Annotated in this window: 10 protein-coding genes; 9 read left to right on the top strand and 1 reads right to left on the bottom strand. The window is 42.3% G+C overall.

Translation table 11 applies throughout. The features are described from left to right. Positions 1-184 precede the first annotated feature (184 nt). The 9 genes from urtA (at position 185) to AC1M9M_RS04370 (ending at position 9,119) form a co-directional block, all read left to right on the top strand. On the top strand, positions 185-1,423 hold the full coding sequence (urtA, locus tag AC1M9M_RS04410) for an urea ABC transporter substrate-binding protein (protein WP_179999684.1): 1,239 nt from the start codon (positions 185-187) through the stop codon (positions 1,421-1,423). 79 nt (positions 1,424-1,502) lie between these two features. Beyond that, positions 1,503-2,423, top strand: a complete 921-nt coding sequence (urtB, locus tag AC1M9M_RS04405; RefSeq protein WP_035264743.1) for an urea ABC transporter permease subunit UrtB — start codon at positions 1,503-1,505, stop codon at positions 2,421-2,423. Between the two features lie 19 nt (positions 2,424-2,442). Next, positions 2,443-3,609 (top strand): urea ABC transporter permease subunit UrtC, encoded by a 1,167-nt coding sequence (gene urtC / locus AC1M9M_RS04400; RefSeq protein WP_481590162.1) that lies wholly within the window; start codon positions 2,443-2,445, stop codon positions 3,607-3,609. Next, positions 3,606-4,364: an urea ABC transporter ATP-binding protein UrtD gene (gene urtD, locus AC1M9M_RS04395; RefSeq protein ID WP_092766538.1), complete on the top strand. Its 759-nt coding sequence runs from the start codon at positions 3,606-3,608 to the stop codon at positions 4,362-4,364. Before urtC ends, urtD begins: the two co-directional genes overlap by 4 nt. A 9-nt stretch (positions 4,365-4,373) precedes the next feature. Next, on the top strand, positions 4,374-5,072 hold the full coding sequence (gene urtE / locus AC1M9M_RS04390) for an urea ABC transporter ATP-binding subunit UrtE (protein ID WP_035264750.1): 699 nt from the start codon (positions 4,374-4,376) through the stop codon (positions 5,070-5,072). Positions 5,073-5,285: 213 nt separating this feature from the next. Next, entirely contained in the window at positions 5,286-6,329 is a 1,044-nt protein-coding gene (locus AC1M9M_RS04385) for an aliphatic amidase (RefSeq protein WP_035264753.1), read from the top strand. A gap of 38 nt (positions 6,330-6,367) precedes the next feature. Next, positions 6,368-7,483 (top strand): AAA family ATPase, encoded by a 1,116-nt coding sequence (locus AC1M9M_RS04380; RefSeq protein ID WP_481595712.1) that lies wholly within the window; start codon positions 6,368-6,370, stop codon positions 7,481-7,483. Between the two features lie 39 nt (positions 7,484-7,522). Continuing rightward, positions 7,523-8,701 (top strand): formamidase, encoded by a 1,179-nt coding sequence (gene fmdA / locus AC1M9M_RS04375; protein ID WP_092766540.1) that lies wholly within the window; start codon positions 7,523-7,525, stop codon positions 8,699-8,701. A gap of 121 nt (positions 8,702-8,822) precedes the next feature. Then, on the top strand, positions 8,823-9,119 hold the full coding sequence (locus tag AC1M9M_RS04370) for an FmdB family zinc ribbon protein (protein WP_035264759.1): 297 nt from the start codon (positions 8,823-8,825) through the stop codon (positions 9,117-9,119). A 44-nt stretch (positions 9,120-9,163) separates the two neighbouring features. Here the strand turns inward: AC1M9M_RS04370 and parE are convergent, their stop codons facing one another. Further along, positions 9,164-11,044, bottom strand: a complete 1,881-nt coding sequence (gene parE / locus AC1M9M_RS04365; RefSeq protein WP_481595711.1) for a DNA topoisomerase IV subunit B — start codon at positions 11,042-11,044, stop codon at positions 9,164-9,166.

Below are 11,044 nucleotides of genomic sequence, written 5' to 3'. Positions count from 1 at the left end.
TAGACCCTTACAGTTAGCAAAATCTATGCCCAGCTTAACTTTCATCAAAAAACATTTTGAGGAACATCGATATACGTAAAGTGACGTATATGCTCATTTTTTAACACCCCTTAGGCTTAAGTCCATAGCAAGCGCAAACAATAAATCGCGCAATGGCCTTATCCACTTCATCAGGGGAACATCAATGACCTTAAAATCTAAAGTTAAAACATCTGGCTTACTCGCAGGACTACTCGCTGTTCCTTTTTTACTGGCACCTGTCTTGACCACTGCGAGTGCTCCAGCGACAGCAAAAGTAAATACAACCAAACTTAACGTAAATGATAAATTCGTCTATGTCGGTCAGCTTCATTCAGCGACGGGAACGATGGCAATCTCTGAAACAGGGGCCATCCAAGCAGAACGCTTAGCCATTGAGCAGATCAACAAACAAGGTGGTGTATTAGGTCGTCAGATTAAAATTGTTCAAGAAGATGGTGCGTCTGACTGGCCAACTTTCGCTGAGAAAGCCCGAAAATTAACTGAAAAGGATCGTGTTGCAGCAATTTTTGGTTGCTGGACTTCAGCTTCTCGTAAAGCCGTATTACCTATTATTGAGCGAAATAATTCGCTTCTGTATTACCCAACATTCTATGAAGGTCTAGAACAATCTAAAAATGTGATTTATACCGGTCAAGAAGCTACACAACAGGTGCTTGAGTCTCTGAATTGGCTTGCACGTGAGAAAAAAGCCAAAACATTCTATTTAATCGGCTCTGACTATATTTGGCCACGTACCACCATGAAAATTGCCCGTACACACATTGAAAAAGTGTTGAAAGGTAAAGTCGTCGGTGAAGAATACTACCCGCTTGGCCATACGCAATTTGGTTCTTTAATTAACAAAACCAAACTTCGTAAACCAGATGCAATTGTCGCTGCCGTGGTAGGTGGATCAAACGTTTCATTCTACAAGCAAATGAAAGCTGCAGGCGTGACTGGCGATAAGCAAACACTGCTCACCTTCTCTGTGACAGAAGATGAATTACTGGGTATTGGTGGCGAAAATATGAAGGGCTTCTACTCTTCAATGAAATATTTCCAAAGTCTAAATAATCCAAGTAACGCAGCTTTCGTAAAAGCATTTAAAGCGAAATACGGTCCTAAAGCAGTAATTGGTGATGTGACTCAAGCCGCTTATCTTGGTCCGTGGTTATGGAAAGCCGCAGTTGAAAAAGCTGGTAGTTTTGATGTTGCTAAAGTGACCAAAGCCTCTCCAGGCATCGAAATGAAAAATGCGCCTGAAGGTTACGTGAAAATTGATGCCAATCATCATTTATGGAGCAAATCACGTATTGCACAAGTGCAAACCAATGGTCAATTCAAAGTGGTCTACGAATCAAAAGGTTTAATCAAGCCTAATCCATTCCCTAAAGGCTACTAATCGACAGCACATGATCAGGAGAGACCTCTCCTGATCTTTTCATTTCAAACCTATTATTTAAAGCTTGGAGGATGAGGCGATGGATTTATCTTTAGCTGACTTCGGTGCAATATTTGCGATGCAAGGCTTTAATGGTCTTTCTGTTTTCTGTGTGCTGTTGTTAATGGCACTGGGCCTTGCAATTATTTTTGGGCAAATGGGTGTCATCAATATGGCACATGGTGAATTCCTCACAATAGGCGCGTATACCACATTTGTCATTTCAACCCTGACTGAAAGCTATTTTCCTCAATTGCTTCCTTATTATTTTATTGTAGCGATTGTGGCAGCTTTTCTGACAGCAGGCATTATCGGCTATATGGTCGAACGGCTCATGATTAGTCGGCTTTATCAGCGGCCACTCGATACTTTGCTTGCAACTTGGGGCTTGAGCTTAATCATGCAACAAGTGTTTCGCTCTACATTTGGTCCCAAAGAAGTGAGTCCAACACTACCTGATTGGCTTATGGGCTCTTATCAACCGACAGAGACGATTGATATTCCTATTAATGGCTTATTCCTTGTCGGTGTCACACTCACCGTGACCGCTTTCGTCTATTTCCTCATCTATCGTTCTCGCTGGGGCTTACAGCTTCGTGCGACAAACCAAAACCGTTTCATGAGTGGTGCCGTTGGTATTAATACAAAGCGTGTGGACAGTCTAACATTCGCATTAGGTTGTGGTTTGGCCGGTATTGCTGGTGCGGCGTTTACGACAATTGGCTCAACTGGTCCAACTGCAGGCTCTCTCTATATCGTAGACACGTTCTTGGTTGTGGTGTTTGGTGGAGCTGCAAGTCTATTAGGCACTATCGCTTCGGCTTTCAGTATTGCACAAGCCCAATCAATCCTAGAGTTTTTCCTGTCAGGCTCTGTTGCCAAAGTCATTACCTTAGCGACGGTCATCATCATTTTGATGTTACGTCCTCAAGGTTTGTTCTCAATCAAAGTTCGTAAATAGGTATTCAGGAGAGATTGATATGAGTAATCCAATGAATGCCTTGTTAGGCGGTAAAGAAGGTGCGATTGGACTGGCTATATTGGCAGTACTGATCCTATTTGTAATGCCCATGTTTTTAGATGTTTTCCGTCTCAATTTAATGGGTAAATATCTTACGTTTGCCTTTGTCGCGATTGGTTTAGTGCTGTGCTGGGGTTACGGCGGCATTTTGAGTTTAGGTCAGGGTATTTTCTTTGGGATCGGTGGCTACTGTATGGCCATGTTCCTCAAGCTCGAAGCTTCTGACATGCAATCCACAGCAGCTCAAACCACACCCGGTATTCCTGATTTTATGGACTGGAACCAAATTACCAGCCTACCAATGTTCTGGGAACCGTTCCATAGTTTCACATTTACCCTATTCGCGATTGTAATTATTCCAATTTTATTGGCTTTTATTATTGGTTTTGCAATGTTTACTCGTCGTGTAGGAGACGTGTATTTCTCTATCATCATGCAAGCGATTGTGGCGATTTTGACAATTTTGATTATTGGTCAACAAGGCTTTACTGGTGGTATCAACGGTATTACTGATCTCAAGACATTACATGGCTGGGACATCCGTACGGATGAGGCAAAGTACGTTCTGTATTACATCAATGCATTATTACTCATCGCAGTCATCATGATCAGTCGCTTTGTTCTCAGCTCAAAGTTAGGTCGCTTACTTTCTGCAATGCGTGAAAAAGAAGAACGTGTACGTTTTTCTGGTTATGACGTTTCAATGTACAAAGTCTTTATCTTCTGCTTTGCGGCAGTCGTTTCTTCCGTCGGTGGGGCAATGTTTACACTGCAAGTCGGCTTCATGTCTCCAACGATTATTGGCATCGTCCCATCTATTGAAATGGTGATCTTGGCTGCAGTAGGCGGTCGTTTATCACTGATTGGAGCTGTATATGGTGCAGTTTTAGTTAACCTCGGTAAAACTTACTTCTCTGAAGCATTCCCTGAAGTATGGTTGTACTTCCTTGGTGCATTGTTCATAGGCGTTGTGATGTTCTTACCGAATGGTTTAGCTGGCTTATATGAAAAATATGTTCGCCCACTTATCTTCAAAGATAAAAAAACAACGGCTTCGCCTATCCCCCATCAACCCACGGAGTCCAAAAAAGATAGCAATATTGAAGTAGAAGGAGGTGTGAAATGAGTAAAGTCGGCGTAGAAATGGCAAAACCTGTACTTGTTATCGAAGATCTCACAGTCTCGTTTGATGGCTTTAAAGCCGTCAGCGATCTCAACTTCTATCTCGATAAAAACGAAGTTCACGTGGTGATCGGCCCTAATGGTGCAGGTAAAACAACAGTATTGGATTTGATTTGCGGTAAAACTAAAGCAACTTCTGGCACAATCAAATTTAATGATATTGAACTGACTAAGCTCAAAGAGTTCGAAATCGTTCGTAAAGGTGTCGGTCGTAAATTTCAAAATCCCAATATTTACGAAAACCTTTCAGTCTATGACAACCTAGAAATGTCTTTCCCACGTGGTCGTAATGTGTTTGGGGCTTTGTTCTTTAAGCGAACCAAAGATGTCGAAGAACGTATCCAAGAAGTCGCTTCAAAAATTTTCCTCACTGATTTATTACACACCTCCGCAGGCCTATTGTCTCATGGACAAAAACAATGGCTTGAAATAGGGATGTTGCTTATGCAAGACCCCGAGTTGTTAATGCTGGATGAACCTGTGGCAGGCATGAGTGTTTCTGAGCGCGAACAGACAGCACAACTGCTTCGTGAAATCAGTAAAGGACGCTCAGTCCTCGTGATTGAGCACGATATGGAGTTCGTAAAAACTATTGCAGATAAAGTGACTGTATTGCATCAAGGGAAAATCCTCGCAGCAGGAAAAATGGATGATGTGCAAAGTGATCCAAAAGTCATTGAAGTCTATCTCGGACACTAAGGAGGCCTTATGAGCGGATTATTAGAAATTAGTTCTTTGTGTTCAGGTTATAAACAAAGCCAAGTCATTCATGATCTAGAGCTTAAAATTCAACCCAAAGAAATTGTGGCGATTATGGGTCGAAATGGGATGGGAAAAACCACACTGTTTAAAACCCTTATCGGTGATATTAAAAATACTCAAGGCGAAATCAAGCTCGATGGTAAAAACTTAGAAAAGCTTGACCCGTATCAACGTGTGGAAAATGGTGTTGCTTATGTTCCTCAAGGTCGTATGATTTTCTCAACCATGTCTGTTCTAGAGAATATTCAAACAGGTCTCCCTGCGTCTGCCCATGGCAAAGTACCTGACGATCTGTATGAGCTTTTCCCTGTACTTTGGGATATGCGTAAACGCAAAGGGGGAAATTTATCTGGTGGACAACAGCAACAATTGGCAATTGCACGTGCACTCGCCACCAATCCCAAAGTATTGCTGCTCGATGAACCTACCGAGGGAATCCAGCCCTCGATTATTAAAGATATTGCGAAAACGCTAAAAGAAATTCGCGATCAACGAGACCTCACTATCGTGGTCTCCGAGCAAGTACTGAGCTTTACTATGGCGATGGCAGATCGCTTCTTGGTCATCGATAAAGGCCGTTTTGCTTATGAAGATGTCAGAGCGAATGTCGATGAAGCAACCATTAGCAAATATCTTTCGGTTTAAAGCACGTCATCTCATCAATTCTTAATTTGGCATCTCCCTCGATTTTTCGGGGGATTTTTTTTAACCATTTGTTGGAGTGGTATTGTTATTTCGATCTAAAGACTCATTCAAAATATCGCTTCATATACGCAATTCACCGTATTTTGCATCGATCAATTTCACGAGAAACTCCTTACATAGATTTTAATTTTAAAGATATGGGGAGTAAGTTGAATGCGTCACGGTGATATCTCAAGTAGTCCAAATACAGTAGGTGTAGCAGTAGTGAACTATAAAATTCCACGCTTGCACACCAAAGCAGAAGTACTTGAGAATGCAAAAAAAATTGCTGAAATGTTGAAAGGGATTAAGCAAGGTATTCCAGGTATGGATCTCATTGTTTTCCCTGAATACAGCACCATGGGCATTATGTATGATCATGATGAAATGATGGCAACTGCAGCCACAATCCCAGGTGATGAAACAGCAATTTTCTCTCAAGCTTGTATTGAAGCAAATGTTTGGGGCGTATTCTCAATTACTGGGGAACAGCACGAAGAACACCCGCATAAAGTGCCATATAACACCTTAGTGCTCATCAATAACAAAGGTGAAATCGTTCAAAAATATCGCAAGATTATTCCATGGTGCCCAATTGAAGGCTGGTGCCCTGGAGATACGACTTATGTGACAGAAGGCCCTAAGGGCATCAAGATGTCACTCATTATCTGTGACGACGGCAATTACCCTGAAATTTGGCGCGACTGTGCGATGAAAGGTGCTGAACTTGTGGTGCGATGCCAAGGTTATATGTACCCGGCTGATGAACAGCAAATCAATATGGCCAAATGTATGGCTTGGGCAAATAACGTTTATGTCGCTGTTGCCAATTGTACTGGATTTGATGGGGTGTATACCTACTTCGGACATTCGGCAGTGGTCGGCTTTGACGGACGTACATTAGGTGAATGTGGTACGGAAGAAAATGGTATCCAATACGCACAGTTATCACTCACAGAAATACGTGATGCACGTAAATACGATCAATCACAAAACCACTTGTTCAAGCTGCTACACCGTGGCTATACAGGCGTATACAACAATGGTGATGGTGATAAAGGGGTTGCCGATTGTCCATTCGACTTCTACAAGACATGGGTCTTAGACGCACAAAAAGCACAGGAAAATGTTGAGCAGTTTACGCGTTCAACCATTGGCGTTGCAGAGTGCCCAATTGGCAACTTACCTCACGAAGGGTTAGAGAAAGAAGCTTCTTAAAGAAGCTTCGTCCGACTTGATTTCAGGAGGTTTCGAACATGACATTTGCCAGTGACCGTATACATGCCAATCAGGAAAGTTTGGCAAAACAACGCTATGACATGCAAAGCAAGGAATGTATTGCACGTACTTCCCGATTCAGTTTTGAACCAGATGCCGTGATGACCCATCTACGTGAACATATTATTGGACAAGAAGCCGCACTTGATGAAATTGAAAATATGCTCACCACAGTGAAAGCAGATTTTAACGCAGCTCATCGTCCTTTAAGTGTCACAATGATGTTAGGTCCTACCGGTGTAGGAAAAACTGAAACAGTCCGCCTCATTGCTGAAGCGATACACGGTAAAGCTGATGCATTCTGTCGAATTGATATGAATACATTGGCACAAGAGCATTATGCAGCCGCCCTGACAGGTGCCCCACCAGGCTATGTCGGCTCTAAAGAAGGAAATACTTTATTCGATGAAGCCCTGATTCAAGGGAGTTTCTCCAAACCTGGCATTGTTCTCTTTGATGAAATTGAAAAAGCCAGTACTGAAGTCATTCGAGGGCTACTCAATGTGCTTGAAACAGGAACTTTAAAATTAACTGCGGGTACAAAGGTTTTAGACTTTAAAAACTGCATGATTTTTATGACGAGTAATGTGGGTGCCAAAGATGCTCAAAAGCGTCTGAAACAACTCAGTCAATTACCAAAACCACTCCAGAATTTAGCCAAGCATTTGAAATTAGATGACAGTGAAATCACGACAAAAGCACTCGATAAAAAGTTTGATCCTGAGTTTCTAAATCGAATTGAGCGAATCTTACATTATCAGCCAGTTGAATCTGATTTTGCTGCAACCTTAGTCCAACTCGAAATTGACAAAATGAACCAACGTCTAAAAAAGCAAAGTCGAACCATTGCTTTGACCGATGCTGCCATTCGATTCCTGAGTTCAGGACATGATGTTCGATTTGGTGCTCGGGGTTTAAGCCGTCGTTTTAAAGTGTTAGTTGAACCTGCACTCGCGAAAGCTTTTCTAAACAACAAGCACATTAGTGAATTCATCATCGATTACGACAATACGAAGCTTCAAATTCAGATGATTGAGCCTGCAGTGAAACAACTTGATCCGTTACTGATACACGAAGCATCACAACAACACTGAGACCTAAACTTTATTTGACCTCAATACAGGGGATACATTATGCAACATATTAAAATCAAACCAGGAGTTCCACTTGCGGAGCAAGCCGAAATTGGTCACAACCGTTGGCACCCAGACTTACCTTTTCTGACATCAGTAAAACCTGGTGAAGAAATTCTGATTGAAAGTTTGGATTTCCTTGACGCACAAATTAAAGATACTGACGATATTTCTGATGTTAAGAATGTGGATTTAACACGTGCTCATCCTTTAACAGGTCCATTCTATGTTGAAGGTGCAGAACCAGGTGATTTGTTGGTCATTGATCTACTAGACATTCAACCGATTTCTGATGTGGGTTTTTCGGGTGTTTTTGCCAAGGAAAATGGTGGTGGCTTCTTGGCGGACTATTTCCCAGAGGCAGATAAAGCCATTTGGGATTTGAAAGGTTTATTTGCAACTTCACGTCATATCCCTGGTGTACGTATTGCAGGATTAAAACATCCTGGCTTGATGGGAACTCTACCATCACATGATTTACTGAAAGAATGGAATCGCCGTGAAGCATTGCTCGTTCCTAAAGGTCAGGCAAACCCTCCTGATCCACGTACAGCCGTTCTGCGTGGTGTGAAAGGTCCAGAATTTGATCGTATGGCGGCTGAAGCTGCACGCACAGTTCCTCCACGTGAACATGGGGGTAACACAGACATTAAAGACCTTGCTGCAGGAAGCCGTATTTACTTCCCTGTTTATCAAAAAGGTGCTGGCTTCTCAATGGGCGACCTCCACTTCTCACAAGGTGACGGTGAAATTGGTTTCTGTGGTGCGATTGAAATGGATGGCGTTACACGTGTCGGTTTCGATTTAATCAAAGGTGGAATGGAAAAATACAATATTGATTCACCTATCTTTGTTCCAAGCAATGTACGTCCAAATTATGATCAATGGCTGACTTTCGAAGGGATCAGTGTTGAAGATGGTGTAAATCACTATCTCGATGCGACAGTGGCTTACCGCCAAGCATGTTTAAAAGCCATTAAGTATCTTGAAAACTTTGGCTTTACTGGGTCACAAGCCTACATGTTACTTACCGCTGCACCGGTTGAAGGTCGTATCGGAGGTATTGTAGATATTCCAAACTGTGCATGTACCGTCTCACTCCCAACCTCCATTTTTGAACAAAATATCTTGCCGCAAGGTGCTTTAAATGACGATAAATTTTGGGGGCATAAACGCTAATTAGCGCATTATTGTTGTTACAGGTTTCACCATTTTACGGGGTAGCTTGAGTAAGCATGCGAGCTACCTCCTTTTTAACTTTTAAACATGCGCATGCTTAAAAATAAGTAGGAGCACGACCATGCCATTATACGATTTCCGCTGTGAACACTGCGAAGGAATTTTTGAACAACGTGTGCCTATTTCTAGGATTGCAACTGACACCATCGAATGCAAATACTGCCAACAACCCACCTTAGCGAAACCGATGATTACTGGCAGACAACAAATCAACATGAAGACCAAATGGCGCCCAGGATCAGGTGCAGAACAACTTGCAGGACCTTTAGTGGGCGGTCCAGGTACCAATAAAAATAGTGCACGCAGTTCAGTGCTACACAACTGTCGTGGTGTGAATTGTTCACTCTGTGAAGTATAAAAAAGCCCGCATCTGCGGGCTTTAATGCTCGTGTCTGCAGAAAATTAAACGACTAATTCAGCTAAGTTGCCTTTTTGTTCCAACCATTCTTTACGATCACTTGCGCGTTTCTTGGCTAATAATTTATCTAATAAACCTGAAGTAAAATGCACATCATCCAAATCTAGTTGCACCAAACGACGAGTATTGGGATCCAATGTTGTTTCACGGAGCTGACTTGCATTCATCTCACCCAAACCTTTAAATCGTGTGATTTGTGGGGATTTAGTTTTGGCTTTTTTCAATATGCCTTCTAATTCTGCTTCGTCAAGCGCGTAATGCACATCTTTACCGTCATCAATACGGAATAAAGGTGGCATCGCAACAAATAAGTGCCCTGCTTCAACTAGACTTGGGAAGTGCTTCACAAATAATGCACATAGCAAAGTCGCAATATGTAATCCATCTGAGTCTGCATCGGCAAGAATACAGATCTTGCCATAGCGAAGTTCAGACAAATCATCAGAACCCGGATCGACTCCTATTGCGATTGCAATATTATGAACCTCTTGAGAAGCAAGTACTTCATCTGAAGAGACTTCCCAAGTGTTTAAAATTTTTCCGCGGATCGGCATAATCGCTTGGAAATTCTTATCACGCGCCTGTTTGGCAGATCCTCCAGCAGAATCACCTTCCACAATAAATAGTTCTGACTCTTCCAAACTATGTCCCACACAATCAGATAATTTGCCTGGTAAAGTTGGACCTGAAACGATTTTTTTGCGCTCAACTTTCTTTGCAGCTTTTAAACGACGTCCCGCTTTTGAAATCGCCATTTCAGCCAATTGCATTGCAATTTCTGAATTTTGATTCAACCATAAGGCAAAAGCATCTTTTGCGATGTTCTGCACAATCCCAGAGGCTTCACGACTTGAAAGACGCTCTTTGGTTTGACCTGAAAATTGTGGCTCTTGAAATTTCAAAGACAGAATATAGTTCACGCCATCCCAAACATCTTCTGCTGAAAGCTTCATATTACGTGGTAAGAGATTACGTAACTCACAGAATTCACGGATCGCATCCGTCACACCTGAACGTAGACCATTCACATGTGTGCCACCTTGCGCCGTTGGAATCAAGTTCACATAAGATTCTTGAATGCTCTCTCCGCCTTCAACATTCCAACAGATCGCAAACTCCGCACTGGCACGTTCCGCGTCACCTGTAGCGACAAATGCAGGCATAGGGATGATTTCACGATCTTCCAACTCATCCATCAAATAATCGACGAGACCATTTTCAAACTGCCAAGTGATCTTTTCGTCGTTAATTTCATCAACATAATTGATTTGTAAGCCAGCAGCTAATACCGCCTTCGCTTTTAAATTGTGTTTAAGTGCCTTTAATGCGAATTTAGGTGAATCAAAATATTTCGCTTCAGGCCAAAAGTGAACTAAGGTACCCGATGCACGTTTGGGTGCTTTACCTTCCAGAACTTCAAGTGGTGCCGTTGCTTCACCTTGCTCAAAGGCCATTTTGTATAAATTACCTTGGCGCTGAACTTGGACTTCCACACGTGTGGAAAGCGCATTTACAACAGAAATACCAACCCCGTGCAAACCACCAGAGAATTGATAATTATCTGTACTGAATTTCCCACCTGCATGCAGTTTAGTCAGAATAATTTCAATGCCGCTTTGACCATATTCAGGATGAATATCAACTGGCATACCACGCCCGTTATCTTCTACTGACAATGAACCATCTTTATACACAGTCACTGTAATTTTATTCGCGTGTCCTGCCAATGCTTCATCGACCGCATTATCAATGACCTCTTGCGCCAAATGGTTTGGACGTGTGGTATCGGTATACATGCCTGGACGACGGCGTACAGGATCTAAACCAGATAAGACTTCAAGGGATTGGGCCGTATATTGAGACAC

It is taken from the genome of Acinetobacter sp. ANC_7503 (assembly GCF_056780035.1).
The sequence above is the reverse complement of the archived record's forward strand: the minus strand, read 5'-3'. Positions and strand labels throughout refer to the sequence as shown.

What these genes read in the sequence shown, in the direction of transcription:
- urtA (WP_179999684.1), top strand. Translation starts at nt 185, where the DNA reads ATGACCTTAAAATCTAAAGTTAAAACATCTGGCTTACTCGCAGGACTA.
- urtB (WP_035264743.1), top strand. Translation starts at nt 1,503, where the DNA reads ATGGATTTATCTTTAGCTGACTTCGGTGCAATATTTGCGATGCAAGGC.
- urtC (WP_481590162.1), top strand. Translation starts at nt 2,443, where the DNA reads ATGAGTAATCCAATGAATGCCTTGTTAGGCGGTAAAGAAGGTGCGATT.
- urtD (WP_092766538.1), top strand. Translation starts at nt 3,606, where the DNA reads ATGAGTAAAGTCGGCGTAGAAATGGCAAAACCTGTACTTGTTATCGAA.
- urtE (WP_035264750.1), top strand. Translation starts at nt 4,374, where the DNA reads ATGAGCGGATTATTAGAAATTAGTTCTTTGTGTTCAGGTTATAAACAA.
- AC1M9M_RS04385 (WP_035264753.1), top strand. Translation starts at nt 5,286, where the DNA reads ATGCGTCACGGTGATATCTCAAGTAGTCCAAATACAGTAGGTGTAGCA.
- AC1M9M_RS04380 (WP_481595712.1), top strand. Translation starts at nt 6,368, where the DNA reads ATGACATTTGCCAGTGACCGTATACATGCCAATCAGGAAAGTTTGGCA.
- fmdA (WP_092766540.1), top strand. Translation starts at nt 7,523, where the DNA reads ATGCAACATATTAAAATCAAACCAGGAGTTCCACTTGCGGAGCAAGCC.
- AC1M9M_RS04370 (WP_035264759.1), top strand. Translation starts at nt 8,823, where the DNA reads ATGCCATTATACGATTTCCGCTGTGAACACTGCGAAGGAATTTTTGAA.